The 19,754-nt window shown below is 66.3% G+C and carries 13 protein-coding genes; 10 read left to right on the forward strand and 3 right to left on the reverse strand.

Annotated elements, in window-relative coordinates; translation table 11 throughout:
* Positions 1–70 precede the first annotated feature (70 nt).
* Together MTR65_RS18425 and MTR65_RS18430 are read left to right on the forward strand one after the other, a co-directional pair.
* A complete protein-coding gene (locus MTR65_RS18425; RefSeq protein WP_226636587.1) occupies positions 71–1,261 on the forward strand; it encodes a CaiB/BaiF CoA transferase family protein in 1,191 nt (396 codons plus the stop codon).
* Between the two features lie 112 nt (positions 1,262–1,373).
* Complete coding sequence (locus MTR65_RS18430; protein WP_243802768.1) at positions 1,374–1,601, forward strand: hypothetical protein; 228 nt, start codon at positions 1,374–1,376, stop codon at positions 1,599–1,601.
* Between the two features lie 27 nt (positions 1,602–1,628).
* On the opposite strand, the gene MTR65_RS18435 is transcribed toward MTR65_RS18430, so the two are convergent.
* On the reverse strand, positions 1,629–2,639 hold the full coding sequence (locus tag MTR65_RS18435) for a 2-hydroxyacid dehydrogenase (protein ID WP_243802770.1): 1,011 nt from the start codon (positions 2,637–2,639) through the stop codon (positions 1,629–1,631).
* Between the two features lie 141 nt (positions 2,640–2,780).
* On the opposite strand from MTR65_RS18435, the gene MTR65_RS18440 reads away from it, so the two are divergent.
* On the forward strand, positions 2,781–5,459 hold the full coding sequence (locus MTR65_RS18440) for a cation-translocating P-type ATPase (protein ID WP_268739538.1): 2,679 nt from the start codon (positions 2,781–2,783) through the stop codon (positions 5,457–5,459).
* A 153-nt stretch (positions 5,460–5,612) separates the two neighbouring features.
* Positions 5,613–6,308, forward strand: a complete 696-nt coding sequence (locus MTR65_RS18445) for a glycoside hydrolase family 15 protein (protein WP_243802772.1) — start codon at positions 5,613–5,615, stop codon at positions 6,306–6,308.
* A 9-nt stretch (positions 6,309–6,317) separates the two neighbouring features.
* On the opposite strand, the gene MTR65_RS18450 is transcribed toward MTR65_RS18445, so the two are convergent.
* A complete protein-coding gene (locus MTR65_RS18450; protein WP_243802774.1) occupies positions 6,318–7,841 on the reverse strand; it encodes a BCCT family transporter in 1,524 nt (507 codons plus the stop codon).
* A 423-nt stretch (positions 7,842–8,264) separates the two neighbouring features.
* Here MTR65_RS18450 and MTR65_RS18455 point away from each other — a divergent pair, with 423 nt between their 5' ends.
* The 6 genes from MTR65_RS18455 to fabI all read left to right on the forward strand — a co-directional run bounded on the left by MTR65_RS18455 (position 8,265) and on the right by fabI (position 18,425).
* Positions 8,265–10,952, forward strand: coding sequence for a TonB-dependent receptor (locus MTR65_RS18455; protein ID WP_243802777.1), 2,688 nt, complete (start codon positions 8,265–8,267; stop codon positions 10,950–10,952).
* 109 nt (positions 10,953–11,061) lie between these two features.
* On the forward strand, positions 11,062–13,053 hold the full coding sequence (locus MTR65_RS18460) for a tetratricopeptide repeat-containing sulfotransferase family protein (protein ID WP_243802779.1): 1,992 nt from the start codon (positions 11,062–11,064) through the stop codon (positions 13,051–13,053).
* 207 nt (positions 13,054–13,260) lie between these two features.
* Entirely contained in the window at positions 13,261–15,042 is a 1,782-nt protein-coding gene (locus tag MTR65_RS18465; protein WP_243802781.1) for a PHA/PHB synthase family protein, read from the forward strand.
* 13 nt (positions 15,043–15,055) lie between these two features.
* On the forward strand, positions 15,056–16,468 hold the full coding sequence (locus MTR65_RS18470) for a bifunctional enoyl-CoA hydratase/phosphate acetyltransferase (RefSeq protein WP_243802783.1): 1,413 nt from the start codon (positions 15,056–15,058) through the stop codon (positions 16,466–16,468).
* Positions 16,465–17,655: an acetate/propionate family kinase gene (locus MTR65_RS18475; protein ID WP_243802785.1), complete on the forward strand. Its 1,191-nt coding sequence runs from the start codon at positions 16,465–16,467 to the stop codon at positions 17,653–17,655. The genes MTR65_RS18470 and MTR65_RS18475 overlap by 4 nt, the downstream gene beginning before the upstream one ends.
* Complete coding sequence (fabI, locus tag MTR65_RS18480) at positions 17,652–18,425, forward strand: enoyl-ACP reductase FabI (protein WP_243802788.1); 774 nt, start codon at positions 17,652–17,654, stop codon at positions 18,423–18,425. The genes MTR65_RS18475 and fabI overlap by 4 nt, the downstream gene beginning before the upstream one ends.
* A gap of 16 nt (positions 18,426–18,441) precedes the next feature.
* Here the strand turns inward: fabI and MTR65_RS18485 are convergent, their stop codons facing one another.
* Positions 18,442–19,260 carry an alpha/beta fold hydrolase gene (locus MTR65_RS18485; protein ID WP_243802790.1) on the reverse strand — a complete coding sequence of 273 codons (819 nt, stop codon included), beginning with the start codon at positions 19,258–19,260 and terminating at the stop codon, positions 18,442–18,444.
* Positions 19,261–19,754: the final 494 nt, after the last annotated feature.

The raw sequence follows: 19,754 nt of genomic DNA on the forward strand, positions 1-19,754 counted from the left end.
AACCGGCCTCCCCGCTCCCAAGCAGCCCATGTGGCGCAACGCGGACATCGCGGAGGCAGCGGAGTAAACCATGGAAAATACAGGAGCCCTCAAGGGACTTCGCGTCGTGGAAATGGGCCAGCTTCTGGCTGGCCCGTTCGCCGGACAGCTGCTGGGCGACATGGGCGCCGACATCATCAAGGTGGAGCCGCCCGGCAAGGGCGACCCGCTGCGTGTCTGGGGCCAGGGCGAGAAGAAGGTCAGCTGGGAAGTGGTCGCGCGCAACAAGCGTGCGGTCTCGGCCAACATGCGCGTGCCCGAAGGCCAGAAGCTGGTGCGCGAGCTCATCCGCCACGCCGACATCGTGATCGAGAACTTCCGTCCCGGCACGATGGAGAAGTGGGGGCTTGATCCGAGGCAACTGCTCGAAGAGCAGCCCGGCCTCATCATCTCGCGCATGTCGGGCTACGGCCAGACCGGCCCCTACTCCTCGCGCGCCGGCTTTGGCGGCATCGGCGAGGCCATGGGTGGCTGGCGCTACATCGTGGGCGAACCTGACCGTGCGCCGAGCCGCATGGGCGTCTCCATCGGCGACACTCTCACCGCCACCTACGGCGTCATGGGCATCCTTGCCGCGCTCCACGTGCGCGACACCACCGGCAAGGGCCAGATCATCGACGCTGCGCTCTACGAAAGCGTGCTGCAGATCACCGAGAGCCTGGTTTCGGAGTACGACAGCTCGGGCTTCATCCGCGAGCGCACCGGCTCGATCCTGCCGGGCATCGCGCCCTCCAACGTCTATTACTGCAGCGATGGCGAATACATGATCGGGGCAAACGCCGATCCCCTGTGGAAGCGCCTGTCGGCCGCCATGGGCAAGCCGGAACTGGGCGATGACCCGCGCTATGCGACCCACCTCGCACGCGGAGAGAACCAGACCGAGCTCGACGAGATGATCAACGCCTGGACCAAGGGCTACACCATCGAGGAGATGGACGCGCTGATGATCGAGTACGGCATCCCCGCTGGCCGCGTCTACCGCGCGCCCGAGATGCTGGCCGATCCGCACTTCCAGGCCCGCGAGGCCATTGTCGAGGTCGAGACCGAGACCCACGGCAAGCTGAAGATGCAGAACGCCTTCCCCAAGCTTTCGGAAACGCCCAGCTGCATCCGCCGCCCGGCACCCTCGCGCGTCGGCCAGCACAATGCGGAAATCTATGGCGAACTCTTGGGTCTCGATGCCGAGGCGCTTGCCAAGATGGAAGCCGACGGGATCGTCTGATCCTCAAGGCTTGTAAGACCACACACGATGGCGCGGCGATCCTCGGGTTGCCGCGCCATCTTGTTTTCGCCTTCCCCGACCCGATATCGGAACCCTGGGAAGGAGACGTAGCATGATCTTCAGAACTTCACCCTTGGCGCCTGCGGCGCTCCTTACGGCCTTTGCCGCGCTTGGCCTCGCGGCCTGTTCGCCCGAGCCCGCCAAGGAATACACGACCGATGTCGAAGACAAGAGCGGGGGCGAACTGATCGTCACCGACGTCGACGAGACCGGCGTCGACGTGAAGGTGCCCGACACGCCGATGACCAACGTACCGCCCGAGGACAAGGCGGGCAGCTAGGCACGAAGCTGGGCCAAGACCCTTTCCTCAGGCCAGCAGCGCGACCGAAACCGCGTGAAGCGGGGCGCCTTGCGCCTCGTAGGCCGAAAGGTTGGCGATGGTCGTCTCGGCAATCGCGGTCATCGCCTCGCGCGTGAAGAAGCCCTGGTGGCCGGTGATGAGCACATTGGGAAAGGTCATCAGGCGTACGAAGACATCGTCGCGGATGACGGTGTCGGAGAGGTTCTCGAAAAAGAGATCGCCCTCCTCCTCGTAGACGTCGAGCCCGACGTTACCGACCTTGCCGCTCTTGAGCCCGGCGATGACCGCGCGGGCGTCCATCACCGCGCCCCGGCTCGTGTTGATGAGCATGACGCCCGGCTTCATGCGCGCGATCGCGCCGCGCCCGATGAGGTGATGCGTAGCGGGCGTGAGCGGGCAATGAAGGCTGATGATGTCGCAGCGCCCCAACAGATCATCGAACGAGGTGTATTCGCCGCCCAACTGCGCCAGTTCGGGGTTGGGCGAAGGGTCGCTCGCCAGCACCTCGCAGCCAAAGCCCTTGAGGATGCGCGCGACGTTGAGACCGATGCGCCCGGTCCCGACGATCCCGGCGGTCTTGCCCCGCATGTCGAAACCAAGCAGCCCGTCAAGCGCGAAGTTGCCCTCACGCACCCGCGCATAGGCCTTGTGGATGCGTCGGTTGAGCGCGAGCATGAGTGCAACGGCGTGCTCGGCAATGGCGTCGGGCGAATAGGCGGGAACCCGCGCCAAGGCGATCTTGAGCCGGGCCGCGGCCTCCAGGTCCACGTTGTTGAAGCCTGAACAGCGCAGCGCGACAAGGCGGATGCCATGACGTGCCAGGATCTCCAGTTCGGGCTTTCCCAGCGCATCGTTGACGAAGGCGCAGACCGCCTCGAAGCCCTGTGCGAAATGGGCCGAATGGGTGGTCAGCCGGGTGTCGAAGAACGTCAGCTCGTGCGGACTTCCGGCCAGGCGATTGGCCTCTACCAGAAAAGTCCGATCGTATGGACGCGTGCTGAAGACAACGACCTTCATGCCTTATCCTCCCCGAGGTCCGAAAACCGCCACCGGTGCAATCATTCGTAACATCCGTGCTGCATTGCACAAGGCCCGAGGGAGCGATAGGCTTGCCCCCCGCCCGGACCGGGCACGCCATCGCGCAGGGGGACAAGGGTCTTGCTCGAAGCGAAAATTCCCGAAGATCGGGGCTGGCATGCCCTCGATCCCGACACTGTCGCTGCCGATCTGGGAGCGGGCAGCGCCGGGCTCTCCGGGTCCGAAGCCGCACGCCGCCTCGAACGCTGCGGCCCCAACCTTCTTCCCCGCGTAAAGCCGCCGCATCCGCTCATGCGCTTTGCCGCGCAGTTCAACAACGCGCTCATCTATTTCCTGCTGGCATCGGCGGCGGCGGCCTTCGTGCTCGATCACGCGATCGATGCCGGTGTGATCCTTGCCGTCGTCCTCATCAACGCCTTCGTGGGCGTCATCCAGGAGGGCAAGGCGGAGAAGGCTCTGGCCGGCATGGAGAACCTTGTCGGCGAGGAGGCCCATGTCCTTCGCGAGGGACGCCGCCAGCCCGTCCCCGCCGGAAGTCTGGTGCCGGGCGACACGGTCCTTGTCGAAGCTGGCGACCGGGTGCCTGCCGACCTTCGCATCGTGCGCGCCCGTGCACTTTCGATCGAGGAAGCGGCGCTGACCGGGGAATCGGTCGCCGCCGACAAGCAGGAGGAAGCCGTCGAGCCCGACGCGCCCCTCGCCGAGCGCACGTCGATGGCCTATTCGGGCACGCTTGTCGTGCGCGGACAGGCGACGGGCCTCGTCGTCGCGACCGGCGCCGCCACGGAAATCGGCAAGATCGGCGCGCTCCTCCAGTCGGTGCCGCGCCTCGTCACCCCTCTCCTGAAGCAGATCGACCAGTTCGGCACGCGCCTCACGCTTCTTATCCTCATCGGCAGCGCGGCGCTTTTTGCCTTTTCGGTGACCGCGCGTTCCTACCCCTGGGTCGATGCGCTGATCGCGGTCGTGGCACTGGCGGTCGGCGCGATCCCGGAAGGGCTGCCCGCTGTCATCACCATCACGCTCGCCATCGGCGTCCAGCGCATGGCGCGGCGCAAGGCAGTGATCCGCAAGCTCCCGGCGGTCGAGACCCTGGGCGCGACCTCGGTCATCTGCAGCGACAAGACCGGCACGCTCACCCGCAACGCGATGACCGTGACCCGCCTCTTCACGCCTGAGGGGGAGTGGCAGGTTTCGGGCAGCGGCTATGCCCCAGAAGGCGCGATCGAGGCCGAAAAGAGCAGCAGCGAGGCCACCGATCCCCGCGAGATCGTCCGCTGCGGCGCGCTGTGCAACGATGCCCGCCTCCAGCACGAGGACAGTAGCTGGAGCGTTGTGGGCGATCCGATGGAAGGCGCACTCCTCGCGCTGGCGGGCAAGGCCGGGCTCGACACCGCCAGGCTCCACGACGACTGGACACGCCTTGACGAAATCCCCTTCGATGCGGCCTACCGCCTGATGGCAACGCTGGTGCGCAGCCCCGAGGGCGAGGCCATCGCCTTCGTCAAGGGTGCGCCCGAGGCCGTTCTGGCGCTGGGCGCGGCAGGCACCGATTTCGAGCGCTGGCACGGCATCACCCGCCAGGCCGCCGCCCAAGGTGAGCGCATCCTGGGCTTTGCGGCCATCACCCTTGCGCCCGGCACCACGCGCCTGCGCTTCGAGGACCTGCAGGGCGCGCGTATCCTGGGTCTCATGGCCTTCGTCGATCCGCCGCGCGAGGAAGCCCGCATCGCCATCGGCGAATGCCGCTCGGCCGGAATCGCGGTCAAGATGATCACCGGCGACCACGCCGCAACGGCCGTCGCCATTGCCCGCCAGCTCGAGATCGAGGAAGAGCCGCGCGCGCTCACCGGCGCGCAGATCGAGGCGATGAGCGATGAGGAACTGCGCCGCGAGGTTCCCGAAGTCGCCGTCTTCGCCCGCGCCAGTCCCGAACACAAACTGCGCATCGTGCGCGCGCTCCAGTCGCACGGCCAGATCGTCGCGATGACCGGTGACGGGGTCAACGACGCGCCCTCGCTGCGCCAGGCCGACGTCGGCACCGCCATGGGCGCCAGCGGCACGCAGGCCGCGCGCGAAGCCTCGGAGATGGTGCTTCTCGACGACAACTTCGCCTCCATCGTCGCGGCCGTTCGCGAGGGCCGCACCGTCTATGACAACATCCGCAAGGTCATTGCCTGGACGCTGCCCACCAACGGCGGCGAGATCATCGCCGTGGTCCTGGCGATCATCCTCGACCTTGCCCTGCCGATGACGGCGACGCAGATCCTGTGGATCAACCTCATCACCTCGGTCACGCTCGGCCTCGTGCTCGCCTTCGAACCCTCCGAACCGGGCATCATGGAGCGCGCGCCGCGCGCCAAGGACAGCCCCTTGCTCTCGGGCTTCATCCTGTGGCGCGTGGGCCTCGTCTCACTGCTTTTCGCCGTGGCGCTGCTGGGTGTCTACTTCACCGCCCTCAGCACGGGGACAGACATTGCGACGACCCGCACGATGGTCGTCAACATGCTGGTGATCGCGGAGATATTCTACCTCTTCAACGTGCGCTACATGCACGTTCAGTCGCTCAGCTGGCGGGGTATCCTGGGCACGCGGGCGGTGCTCGTCGCGGTGGGCACGGTATCGCTCGCGCAAGTGTGCTTCACCTACCTCCCGCCGTTCCAGGCCGTGTTCGCAACCCGCCCGCTCAGCTTCACGCAAGGAGCCTCGCTCATCGCGATCGGCGCCGTGATCTTCATCCTCCTGGAACTGGAGAAAGTGCTGGTCCGGCGCCTGGGCTGGTTTGCCGAACTCGACTGACCCGCCCCCTCCCCGCCCCGGCTTGCAGATCCTTCACGGGTTGCGCGGATTGAAAATCTGTGTCCAACTGGATCGTATCGCAGACCTGTGCGTTGCAGTTTACGCGCGGTTCTACGCGCAGGGCTCCAGATACGCGATACGAGAGGGAGGGCAGTGGCAGTGCACACGGCGCTTGGCGAACACGGCATGATCGGCGACACGCGCTCGAGCGCCCTTGTCGACCGCACCGGAACGATCACCCGCCTGACCTGGCACGTGCCGGGCGCAGCGGCTCCGCTCCACGCCCAGGACATGCGCCCGGGCGGCATTTCGGCGATCCGCCTCGAGGACGCACAGCCGCTGGCGCAAAGCTACCGTGCGGGCACCACCATCCTCGATACCTACTTCGCAGGGCCGACAGGCGCTCTCAAGCTGACCGACTTCATGCCCGTGGCCCTGCCCGGCCCCGGCAATGAGGACGAGGCGGGCGGCGGCATCCGGGACGGCGCGCGCATCGTGCGCTTCCTGACCTGCACGCGCGGGACCATGGCGGGCCGCCTCATCCTCAACCTCGATGGCGAGGCCCGCGCGCCTGAGCAACTGGCCGCGAACCAGTGGTCGGTGCCGCTGGGCAAGATCACGCTGCGCCTCGAAGGCGCGCTCGACATCGCGGTGAGCGGCAGCCGCCTTGCCATGCCCTTCACGCTGAAGGCCGGGGAACAGGCGCACCTGGCGCTGTCCTGCGATGCGGGCTCTCAGGCCGAACAGGTGCGCAGTGTCTCGGCTGCGCGCAAGGCGCTGGCGCAATGCGACGCCTTCTGGCGCGCCGAGGGCACTCCCGCCCAGGGCGCGGGCTCGCCCCGGGCCTGAGCCCCAGGTTTACTCGGCCGCGAGGGCTTCTTCGCGCGCGACTTCGCCTTCGGCCGGAACCCGGGCGAGAAGCATCTTTATCAGCCCGAAGCACATGAACAGCAGCACCACGGCAAAGGGCAGGCCCGTCACGATGGCCGCCGTCTGCAGCGCCTGCAGACCTCCGCCGTACAGCAGCGCCCCGGCAAGCGCACCGATCGAGATTGCCCAGGTCACGCGCGGAACGAACCCCGCCTCGTGATGCCCGCCCGAGGCGATCATTGCCGTCACCAGCGCGCCCGAATCCGCTGAGGTCACGAAGAAGGTGGTCACGATCACCACGGCCAGCCCCGAGACGATCCCACTCAGGGGAAAGTTGGCGAGGAAGGCGAAGAGTGCATCGGGCATCGAGGCGTTGACCGCCTCGGACAGGCCCCCGGCTCCGAACAGCTCGATGTGAAGCGCGGTATCGCCAAAGATGGTCATCCAGGCAAAGGTCACGAGGCTGGGCACGATAAGCACGCCCGAAATGAACTCGCGCACCGTGCGGCCATAGGAAATGCGCGCGATGAAGATGCCCACGAAGGGCGACCAGCTCACCCACCAGGCGTAGTAGAACATCGTCCAGCTGCTCTGCCAGTCCTCGTCGGTGTAGCTCTCGGTCCAGGTCGAGAGATAGATGAAGCGCTGGAAATAGTAGCCCAGGTTCTGGATGAAACTGTCGAGCAGGTAGACCGTCGGGCCGACCACGAAGACGAACAGTGCCAGGAGCAGCGCCAACCCCATGTTGAGCTCGGACAGGCGCTTGATCCCGGCGTCGAGCCCCATCGCCACGGACAGCGTGGCCAGCGCGGTCACGACGACAATGATGATGGCGCGGACCATTCCCCCCTCGGGCGCGCCGAAAAGGAGGGTCAGCCCGGCGTTGATCTGCGAGGCCCCGAAGCCCAGCGAGGCCGCCACCCCGCACACCGTCGCGGTGATCGCCATGATGTCGACCAGATCGACGACCAGCGTCGGAATGCGCGGGAAAGCTGCGCGCAGGAAGGTGCCCAGGTTGAGCGGCAGCTTGCGGTTGTAGGCAATATAGGCAAGCCCCAGGCCGATGATCGCGTAGATCGACCAGGCGTGCAGACCCCAGTGCAGGTAGGTGAGGCCCATGGCGTGCTGCGCGTTGCGCGCAAGTCCCTGGGGCAGCGTGGCGCCGGGATCGGAGAACGAGGAAATCGGCGGGTTGGAAAAGTGCATGATCGGCTCGGCCACACCGTAGAAGAGCAGACCGATGCCCATTCCTGCGCTGAACAGCATCGCGAACCAACTGGTCGCGCTGTACGTCGGCTTGGCATCCGCTCCGCCAAGGCGCACATGCCCGACCCGCGACATGGCGAGAAACGCGCTTGCAACCAGCATGACATTGGCCGTCGCCACGAAAAGCCAGCCGAAATTGTGCGTCGCAAAGGCCTGGATGGCCTCGAAACGGGCCGTTGCAACATCCGTATCGTAGAGCGCGAAGACTATGAGCCCACCGATCGCGGCAATTGCGCCAAAGAACACGCTAGGTTTAAAATCCGCAATCGGACTGGATACATTACTGCCTTGACTTGCCACCCGAACGACACCCCCAACGCTGAAATGAGTTTTACTTAGCTTCTAAAAAATAGCAGAAATAATAAACCCAATAGCGAATTGAATATCATATCAAAATTCGCGTTATGGAATTGAATTTATCACATCCCGAAGCAGCTGCGAGACCTGTCTACAGGCCGTGTTGTGATTATGCAACAACTGCCGAGAACATGTGACTTTTCTCAAGCGCAAGGGTTGGCATGTACACGTTGATTGGATAGCTGGCCTGCGCGGGGCACCAAGGTCTCATTTCCTTGCATGCCACCTCCCGGCATCTTGTCCCGCCCGGCAGCGCTATCTCCCACGTGCTGCCCAGTCGCGAACGTTCCGATCAACAACAGGGGAACATACATGTTCAAGCATTGCACCGGCGCGTCGGTTGGCGCGCTGGCAATCGCTATCGCCACCCCGGTCGCAGCCCAGAATACTCCGGCCCAGCCGACCAGCACCCAGCCCACGAGCACCGCGGCCGCACCGGCCCAGCGCAAGGGTGGCCTGACCGAAATCGTGGTGACCGCCACCAAGCGCACCGAAAGCCTCCAGGACGTCGCCGTCTCGGTCAATGCACTGGGCACCGAGGAACTCGAAAACCTCGGCGTGCAGACCTTCGACGACTACCTCGAGCAGCTTCCCAACGTCACCGCAGGCGGCGGCGGCCCGGGCCAGAGCACGATCTACATTCGTGGCCTCGCCTCGACCACGCCCAACCTCACCACCGCAGGCGTCGCGGGCCTTGCCCCCAACGTCGCGATGTACCTCGACGAACAGCCGCTCGCGCAGCCGGGCCGCAACCTCGACGTCTACGCCGCCGACCTTGAGCGCATCGAAGTTCTTGCAGGCCCGCAGGGCACGCTCTTCGGCGCCAGCTCGCAGGCAGGTGTGGTCCGTCTCATCACCAACAAGCCCGACCTCCTGGGCTTCGATGCCGCCGCCAAGGGCGGTGTTTCGTGGACCAAGAACGGCGAGCCCAGCTACAACGCCGAGCTCATGCTCAACGTGCCGGTGACCAACACGCTGGCCGTGCGCGGCGTCGTCTACATGGACGACCAGGGTGGCTACATCGACAACGTCAAGGGCACCCGTTCGGTCGCTGACAGCGCTCGCTTCCGCGAAGAAGGCGCCATGCGCTACAACGGCGTGCCGGTGGGCGCGAACCGCGCAGGCCTGCAGGCCGGTGCCGACCTCTCGAACGTCAACTTCATTGAGGCCGACAACACCAACCTCGTCGAAGACAACTTCAACGACACCACCTACACCGGTTTCCGCGTCTCGGCGCTGTGGGAAGTGGCACCCGACTGGCAGATCACGGTCAGCCACGCGCGCCAGGGTCTCGATTCCGATGGCGTCTTCTTCGCCGATCCGGAACTGGGCCTGAGTGACCTCGAAGTGCAGCGCTTCCAGCCGGACCGCCTGGAAGACAACTTCTCGAACACCGCCTGGACCGTCGAGGGCCGCCTGGGCATGCTCGACCTCGTCTACACCGGCGCCTTCACCGACCGCGAGACTTCGCAGCAGGTGGACTACTCCGACTACCTCTACGTCGGCCAGTACCTGCCCTACTACATCTGCGACGGCTCGGTCTCGTACCCGGGTGACGCGGGCCCGATGGGCACCTGCCAGGCACCCAACCTCTACGTTACCTCGGACAGCAAGACCAAGCAGTTCACCCAGGAACTGCGCGTCAGCACCCCGGCCGAGAACCGTTGGCGCGTGACGGCGGGTGGCTTCTACTCGAAGCTGACCCTCGAAGAGCGCAACGACTTCGTCTACCCCGGCAGCCAGTACGTCGACCTGTGGGGCGAAACCGGATTCCCCGACAACTTCCCGTTCCCGGGTGCCTGGCAGAGCGATCCGGGTCCCTTCCCCAACGGCACCAACTTCCGCAACGACATCAAGCGTTCGGATGAGCAGTTCGGGATCTTCGGCGAGGCCTCCTACGACCTCGTCCCCGACCTCCTCAGCGTCACGCTGGGCGCGCGCTACTACAACGTGGCGGTCGACCTGAAGGGCACGGCGAACAGTTCGTTCTGTAACGCAGGCGGCACCGACGCCAATGCGTTCGGCACCAACCTCTCGGACCTTTACGACGGGGACGGCGAGTTCACCTTCATCGGTTCGTGCGGCGACACGCTGGGTCTGACCTTCAACCAGGGCGACAGCATCCAGGACATCATGGACGCGGGCCTCACCGAAGGCCAGGCCATGCAGGTCTTCAATGCCCTCTCGGCACCCGACAAGGCCAAGACCGAAGGCGTCATCTTCAAGGGCTCGCTGACCTTCACGCCCACCGAAGACGTGATGTTCTACGCGACCTACTCGGAAGGCTTCCGTCCGGGCCTGCTCAACCGTCCCGGCGGCGCGGTCAGCCCCTCGGGTTACATGGTGCCCTTCGAACTGCAGACCGACGAGGTCAACAACTACGAGATCGGTTGGAAGACCGAGCTGTTCGACCGCCAGCTGCGCTTCAACGGCAGCGCGTTCTACGTCGACATCACGAACCTGCAGACCACGATCTTCGACACCTCGATCGTCAACCTGTTCTTCTCGGACAACGCGGCCGACGCGCGCATCCTGGGCGTCGAGGGTGACTTCGCCTTCGCTCCCTACGCGGTGCCGGGTCTGACCGTCGCCGGTGCCTTCTCGGTGCTCGACACCAAGATCACCGAAGTGCTGACGCCGACCGACGATGTCACCAAGGGCAACTCGCTGGCCTACGCGCCGTCCTTCCAGGGCAACCTGCGCGTGCGTTACGAGTGGGATCTGGGCGACACGGGCCTCGTTGCCCACGTCATGCCGCAGATGGTGCATTCGGGTTCGAAGTACACCGACATCATCAACATCAACCGTCTGAAGCTCGACAGCTACACCACCTTCTCGATGACTGCGGGCGTCAAGAAGGACGACTGGTCGGTCGAGGTCTTCGGCGAGAACCTGACCGACAAGCGTGCCCAGATCTCGGGCAACTTCTACTACGATGCCCCGCGCATCAACACCAACCGTCCGCTGACGGTGGGTGTGCGCGTCGGCTGGCACTACTGATCGCATCTCCCGGCGCCTTCTGCGTGAAGGCGCCGGGGAGCGGACAAACCGGCGGCAGGCGGGCATCGGGCCTTGCCTGCCGCTTGGCGTTTGCGGCAAGGACATTCCCATGGCATCGCGTGACCCCAACCCCGCCCCCTCCTCCCCCGATGAAGCCGCCCTGCTGAAAGAGGCCCGCGAGGCGATGCAGCGCGGCCAGTTCGCGCCCGCGCTGGGCGTGCTGGCGCCGCTTCTCGACGCCGAGGAGCCGAGCACGGAAGGGCTCTACATGGCCGCCGTCGCGTGCCGTTACCTCAAGCGCTTCGCCGACGCCGAAAGCTATCTCTCCGCCCTCTCCGCCGCGCAGCCCGAATATGGCCGCGCCTGGCAGGAGGCAGGCCATCTCGCCCGCGACCGGGGCGACGTGCCGGGAGCCCTGCGCGCCTATGCCCGCGCCACCCGCTACAACCCGGTGCTCGACGCCAGCTGGCGCGCGCAGGCCGATCTTCTTGCCCGCACCGGACGCCAGGCCGAGGCCGCGCAGGCCCGCACCCAGGCCGAGCGCATCGCCGCCCTCCCCCGCGAGCTTCTGGCCGTCTCCAATCACCTTCACGAAGGCCGCCTGCTGCGCGCCGAGGAAATCTGCCGGGCCTACCTCCAGACCCACCGCACCGACATCGAGGGCATGCGCCTGCTGGCCGAAATCGCCAGCCGCCTTGGCATCCTCGATGACGCTGAGTTTCTTTTGGAAAGCGCGGTTACCTTTTCTCCGGACACCGTCCAGCTGCGGCTCGACTACATCCAGGTCCTGCGCAAGCGCCAGAAATTCGCACAGGCGCTCGAGCAGGCCGAGGCCCTCCACACCCGCGATCCCGAAAGCCCCGTCTTCGCCTCGCACCTGGCCATCGAGGCCATGCAGACCGGCGACTACGCCCGCGCCTTCGCCCTGTTCGACGCGGTGCTGGAAAAACTGCCCCAGGACCCGGCGACGCTCACCAGCAAGGGCCACGCGCTCAAGACCACCGGCGCGCAGGACGAGGCCGTCGCCTCCTACCGCGCGGCCATCGCCGCCAAGCCCGAGCACGGCGATGCCTGGTATGCGCTTGCCAATCTCAAGACCTGGCGCTTCAGCGCGGACGAGCGTGCGCGCATGGAAGACCTGCTGGCCCAGCCCGACCTTGCCTTCATGGACCGCGTCCACCTGACTTTCGCCGCAGCCAAGGCCGCCGAGGACGAAGGGCTTCATGCCCAGGCCTTTGCCCACTACACCCACGGCAACGAACTCAAACTGCGCCAGAGCCGCTACGATGCGGACCGCATGCACGCCGAGATTGCCGCGCAGATCGAGACCTGCACGCCCGAACTCTTCGCGCGTCAGGGCGGCAAGGGCCACCCCGCGCCCGACCCGATCTTCATCCTTGGCCTGCCGCGCGCGGGCTCGACCCTGCTTGAACAGATCCTTGCCTCGCACCCGATGATCGACGGCACGCTGGAGCTGCCCGACATCCTTGCCACCGCGCACCGCCTGCGCGGCCGCAAGGCCAGCGCGCCGCGCTACCCGCAGATCCTGCACGAGCTGTCGGCCGAGCAGCTGGAGGGCCTCGGCAAGAGCTACATCGAGAACACCCGCATCCACCGCCAGAGCGCGCCGCTGTTCATCGACAAGATGCCCAACAACTTCCGGCACATCGGCCTCATCCACCTGATCCTCCCCAACGCGAAGATCATCGATGCGCGCCGTGAAGCGATGGATTGCTGCTTCTCGGGCTTCAAGCAGCTCTTCGCCGAGGGCCAGGAGTTCACCTATGGCCTGACCGAAATCGGCCGTTACTACCGCGACTATGTGGCGCTAATGGAGCACTGGGACCGTGTCCTTCCGGGCCGTGTCCTGCGCGTTCAGCACGAGGACGTGCTCGACGATCTGGAAGGACAGGTGCGCCGTATGCTGGACTATATCGGGGTCCCCTTCGATCCGGCCTGCCTGGACTTCCACAAGACCGACCGCGCGGTACGCACGGCCAGTTCCGAACAGGTCCGCCGCCCCATCTCGCGTTCAGGCGTGGGCGCGTGGAAGCCGTACGAAGAATGGCTCGGCCCGCTGCGCTCGGCCCTGGAAGGGTGATCCCGGGGCGGTTTTCGTGCACTGCAACAGTTGCGCACGCCATCTTTAGAGCGGCGCAACTTGCGCGGATTTTGCGGCGAAATGGAAGCTACACTCGATTGTCTTTGATCGAGGACATTGCACTGCAACAATAGGACGGTCATCCTGCGCGCACCATGTGGGTTGCTTCGAGGCGAAGCGACACGCGACGCAACGCGGAGCCCGACGATGACTTCTCCCGCCCCGACGCCTGGATCGACCGGCGCGTCCTCATCCCCGCGCGAGCCGCTGGATGGCATTGCCCAGACGCTCGACCGCTCGGCCTCGGCCGCGATCGCGCAGGCGACCAGCGGGCTTTCGCCAGCCACCATGATCCTCGCGGCGACCGACTGGGCGCTCCACCTCGCCTCAGCGCCGGGCAAGCAGATGCAGCTTGCCGCCAAGGCCGGGGGCAAGGCGCTGCGCCTGATGGGCTACACCGCGCGCGCCACCCGCGATCCCGAGACCCCGCGCGTGGTCGAACCGCTGCCGCAGGACCGCCGCTTTCAGGGCCCCGAATGGCATCAGGCGCCCTACAACGTGTGGACCCAGGCCTTCCTCCTCAACCAGCAGTGGTGGGAAGCGGCGACCACCGGCATCGGCGGTGTCTCGAAACACCATGAGGACATGGTCTCCTTCGCCGCGCGCCAGATCCTCGACATCTTCGCCCCCACCAACTTCATCGCCACCAACCCGGTCCTGCAAAAGCGCATCGCCGAGACCGGGGGCAAGTGCCTTGCCGACGGGCTCGACTATTTCTTCGAGGACATGCGCCGCTACCTGACCGGACGTCCGGCGGCGGGCACCGAGGCCTTCGAAGTCGGCAAGGACGTCGCGGCAGCGGAGGGCAAGGTCGTCTACCGCAACCGCCTCATCGAACTCATCCAGTACGCCCCCACGACCGAGACCGTCCGGCCCGAGCCGGTGCTGATCGTGCCCGCCTGGATCATGAAGTACTACATCCTCGATCTCTCGACCCACAACTCGCTGGTCGAGTGGCTGCGCGCGCAAGGCTACACCGTGTTCATGATCTCGTGGCACAACCCCGACGGCCACGACCGCGACCTCGACATGGACGACTACCGGCGTCTGGGCCCGCTCGCCGCGCTCGACGCGATCAGCGCGATCACGGGCGCTACAAAGATCCACGGCGCGGGGTACTGCCTTGGTGGCACCCTGCTCTCCATCGCCGCCGCCGCCATGGCGCGCGAGGGGGATGAACGCCTCGCCAGCCTCACCCTCATGGCCGCGCAGACCGAGTTCAGCGAGCCCGGCGAACTGGGCCTCTTCATCGACGAGAGCCAGCTCCACGTGCTGGAGAACATGATGTGGAGCCGGGGCTATCTGGAGAGCGATCAGATGGGCGGCGCCTTCCAGATCCTGCGCTCGAACGACCTCATCTGGTCGCACATGCTCCAGACCTACCTGATGGGCGAGCGCGCCGACATCAACGACCTCATGGCCTGGAACGCGGACGGCACGCGCATGCCCTATGCCATGCACAGCGAGTACCTGCGCAAGCTCTTCCTCCACGACGATCTGGCCGAAGGGCGCTTCCGCGTCGATGGCCATGTCGTGACGATGGAGGACATCGCGGTCCCCGTCTTCGCCGTGGGTACCGAGCGCGATCACGTGGCGCCCTGGCGCTCGGTCTACAAGATCCACCTCCTCACCAATACCGCGGTGACGTTCGTGCTGACGAGCGGGGGGCACAACGCCGGGATCGTCTCCGAGCCGGGCCATCCCCACCGCCACTACCGCATCGCCACCCATCCTCATCCCAACGGCAATCTCGCGCCCGAGGAATGGTGCGAGCGCGCCGCGCTCAAGGACGGATCGTGGTGGCTCGACTGGGGCGCCTGGCTCGATGCCAACTCGGGCGAGCCGACCGCGCCGCCCCCGCTCGGCAACGCGGACAAGGGCTATCCCCCCTTGTGCAACGCGCCCGGCCGCTACGTGCTCGAGAAATAGGACCCACGCCCCGATGTCGACCGACCAGACCATCACCAACCGCACGTTCGACGAGATCGCCGTGGGGGACAGCGCCAGCGTCGTCCGCACGCTTACGCAGCGCGACATCCACCTCTTCGCGCTCGTCTCGGGCGACGTGAACCCGGCCCATGTCGATATCGACTATGCCGAGCACGACATGTTCCACAAGGTGATCGCGCACGGCATGTGGGGGGCGGGCCTCATCTCGGCGGTCCTGGGTACCGAGCTGCCGGGCCCCGGCACGATCTACCTCGGCCAATCGCTGCGCTTCACCGCGCCGGTGGCACTGGGCGACACGATCACCGCCACGGTCACCGTCACCGAACGGCGTGAGGACAAGAAGCGTCTCAAGCTCGACTGCACCTGTACCAACCAGGAGGGCACGACGGTCATCACCGGCGAGGCCAGCGTCATCGCTCCCACCGAGCGCGTTGCGCGCCCGCGCGTGGCCCTGCCCGACATCCGCCTCTCCGACCACGGCCAGTACCAGCGCCTGATCGAGGCCGCCAAGGGCGGCGCGAACGTTCCCACCGCCGTTGTCCACCCCTGCTCGGCGACTGCGATCACCGCCGCCTGCGAAGCCGCCGAGGCAGGCTTCATCGCCCCGATCCTCGTCGGCCCGCGTGCGCGCATCGAAGAGGCGGCCCAGCAGGCGGGCAAGGACATCTCGGCCTTGCGCATCGTTGAGAGCGCGCACAGCCACCAGTCCGCCCAGCGCGCGGTCGAGCTTGTCCGCGCGGGCGAGGCGCAGCTTCTGATGAAGGGCGCCCTCCACACCGACGAGCTGATGGGCGCGGTCGTTGCCCGCACCGGGGGCCTTCGCACCGAACGGCGCATCAGCCACGCCTATGTGATGGACGTGCCCGGCCACGCCGAGCCGATCATCATCACCGATGCGGCCATCAACATCGCGCCCGACCTCGACTGCAAGGCCGACATCATCCGCAACGCCATCGACCTGGCCCATGTCATCGGCAAGGAGACCCCGCGCGTCGCGATCCTGGCGGCGGTCGAGACCGTGAACCCGGCCATGCCCGCAACGCTCGATGCCGCGGCGCTGTGCAAGATGGCCGACCGCGGCCAGATCACCGGTGGCCTCCTTGATGGGCCGCTCGCTTTCGACAACGCCGTGAGCGAAAGCGCCGCACGCGAGAAAGGCATCGTCTCGCCCGTCGCGGGCAAGGCCGACATCCTCGTGGTGCCCGATCTGGAGGCGGGCAACATGCTGGCCAAGCAGCTCACCTTCCTCAGCGATGCGGACGCGGCAGGCGTCGTTCTGGGCGCACGCGTGCCGATGATCCTCACCAGCCGGGCCGACAGCCTGCGCACCCGGCTTGCCTCCTGCGCCGTCGCGGTACTGATGGCCCGCGCCCAGACCATGGCCGCGCCGGGGCTTGCCGAATGAGAGCCATCGTCAGTCTGAACTCGGGCTCTTCCAGCATCAAGTTCGGCGTCTTCCGGCTTGATGAGGGCAACCATCCGGTCCACTCGGCGGGCGGCAAGTTCGAGAAGATCGGCATCGCGCCCAGCCTGCGCATCGCCACCGACGCAGGCGAGATGCTGCTCGAAAAGGACTGGCCCGATGGCGCCCACCTCACCCACGCGGACCTGCTGGACTTCCTGTTCGACTGGGCCACGAGCCACATCGCAAGCGGGACCATTGTCGCCATAGGCCACCGCGTTGTTCATGGCGGCACGCGCTTCGTTGCGCCGCAGCGGGTAACACCCGAGCTGCTCGACGAACTGGAGGCACTCTCCCCCCTCGCCCCGCTGCACCAGCCGCACAACCTCGTCGCGATCCGCACGCTGGCGCGGCTCGCGCCCGATCTCCCGCAGGTCGCCTGCTTCGACACCGCCTTTCACCACGACAAGCCCGAAGTCGCCGCGCGCATGGCGATCCCGCGCAGCCTCCACGAGGCAGGCATCCGCCGCTACGGATTTCATGGCCTGTCCTACGAATACATCGCGCGCGCGCTCGCCCGGCTTGACCCTGCGCTGGCGCAGGGCAAGGTCATCGCCGCGCATCTGGGCAACGGGGCAAGCCTGTGCGCCATGGCGGGCGGCCTCAGTATCGACACGACCATGGGCTTCACCGCGCTCGACGGGCTGATGATGGGGACACGCTGCGGGCGGCTCGATCCCGGCGTTGTCCTTCACCTCCAGACCCAGATGGGCTACAGCGCCGAGGCCGTCGAGACGATGCTCTATCGCCAATCGGGATTGCTCGGCGTGTCGGGTATCTCCAGCGACATGCGCGCACTGGCGGCCAGCCGCGAGCCCCCCGCACGCGAGGCGATCGAACTCTTCGCCTACCGTACCGCACGCGAGATCGGCGCGCTCACCGCCTCGCTCCAGGGGCTCGACGGTCTCGTCTTCACCGCCGGGATCGGCGAGAACGACGCGGACCTTCGCGCCGACATCTGCGCGCGCCTTGGCTGGCTTGGCCTCATCCTCGATGAAGAGGCCAACGCCGCCCATGCCCCCGTCATCTCCGCGCCCGAAAGCCGCATCGCCGTGCGCGTCATCCCCACCGACGAGGAGCGCATGATCGCGCTCCACACCCTTCGCATTCTTCAGGGAGACCTGCCATGAAGCCTCTTGTCGACCTTGCCGGAAAGCGTGGTCTCGTCATCGGGATCGCCAACGAGAACTCGATTGCGGCAGGCTGCACGCGCGCCTTCGCGCACGCCGGCGCGCGCCTTGCCGCAACCTATCTCAACGAGAAGGCCCGCCCCTTCGTGGAACCGGTCGCCGATGCCATGGGCTGCGAGTGGATCGCCCCCCTCGACGTGCGCGAGCCGGGCCAGCTCGAAGATCTGTTCGAAGAGGTAAAGACGCGCTGGGGCGGGCTCGACTTCCTGCTCCACTCCATCGCCTTTGCCCCGCGCGAGGACCTGCACGGGCGCGTGACCGACTGCTCGGCCGAAGGCTTCGCGCTCGCCATGGACGTTTCGTGCCACTCGTTCATCCGCATGGCCCGACTTGCCGAGCCGCTGATGACGGACGGTGGCTGCCTGATGTGCGTGACGTTCTATGGATCGGAGCGCGTGGTCGAGCACTACAACCTGATGGGCCCGGTCAAGGCCGCGCTCGAAAGCACCAGCCGCTATCTCGCCGCCGAACTGGGCCCGGCAGGCATTCGCGTCCACGCCATCTCGCCCGGCCCCATTGCCACACGCGCGGCCAGCGGCATCGCGCGCTTCGATGAACTGCTCGAGCGCACGGCCGCCAGCGTGCCGGTCCACGAGCGTGTCGATATCGACGATGTCGGCGCGCTCGCCGCGTTCCTGGCGAGTTCCGCGGCACGCCGCATCACCGGGACCGTGATCCCGGTCGATGCGGGCGAACACATCATGGGCTAGCGCTACGTTACGGGCCTCAGAGCCCTGAAACGTAGCGCGTCACCGCCTCGGCCCAGTCCTCGGGCATCTGGTCAACGACGTCGACACCGCCCCCCTTCAGCGCCGTGAAAGCAAAGTCCGGCCGGATCGCATGAGCCGCGAGCGCGTGCTCGTAGATGACATCGCCGGTGTTCGTGAGGATGAGCGCGGGGCGCGCGAGGCTGCGCAGCGTTTCGTCCTGCCGGTACTGGAAGGCCGCGTGGTGCCCGTGCCAGTAGGCGCCCTGCCCCTCGAAGGCCTGGACGACGTATTCGCTGATGCGCGCCGGTGCGACAGTGCCCTCGGCAAGGCCGGTGCGGGCTGCGTGGACCATGTTGAACTGCGTGCCGTCGTCGGTCGCGGTAATCGTGCGCTCGGTCTGGTGCAGGCCCTCCATGAATTCGGCGCGTTCCTCCTCGCTGACCGGCATCGGGCCATTGAGGATCACCGCGCGCACGCGTTCCGGGAACTGGATGCCTACTTCGGTCGCGACCATCGCGCCGGTGTGATGGCCCAGCACCACCGCATCGGGATAGCCCAGCGCGTCAAGGACCGGCACCACTACGGCGGCCCAGTCTTCCACCCGCGGCACGCCCGGTACGGGGTCGGACATGCCGAACCCGGGCATATCGATGGCGATGGCATGGAAACCGTGGGCAGCCAGAGGACGCAGCACGTTGTCGTACTGGGCCGATGTCATCGGCGCCTGGTGCAGCAGGACGATCGCCCCGCGGGTCTGGGTAACGGCTCCTTCGTGGCGATAGTGGATCTGCCCGTAGGGGCCTTCGGTGTAACCGCGTCGCGACCAGCGCTTCACTCGTGCATCTCCTCTTGCGGACGGGCCGGTGGCCGCGTCTCCTGCCTCGCAGGCCGACATCGCACGCCCACCGGGACACGACACGCCTTGCACGCAGCATACTCCACCCTGCGAGCAGACGACCGACTCGCCCCCCAATCGCGAGATCGATTACATTCGCGCCGCAATTGACCTAAAGTATAAGACACCCCGCCTGGAGCGCAGGAATGGGCGGTGTTCGCAACGCAGCATGCGCGTCATCCGGGGGCCAAGCCCTTGGGGTACCTCGCCTCTGCGTTTCGCTCGATCCGGTTCCATGCCGCACCGCAATCATCCGCCAGGCGGACATCTGCGCATAATTGTTGCGCTAAATAGTAGTATTATCAGCGATCTAGGACACAGCCGATCACCCCCTCGCGAACGTCGCTTGCAATCCGGAACGAATCGCGCATTCTCATGAAAACGAAACGCACAGATTAGACATCCCACCCAGACACAGGGGTCATGTCAGATGA

The organism is Novosphingobium mangrovi (assembly GCF_022818885.1).
GTDB classification, from domain to species: domain Bacteria; phylum Pseudomonadota; class Alphaproteobacteria; order Sphingomonadales; family Sphingomonadaceae; genus Novosphingobium; species Novosphingobium mangrovi.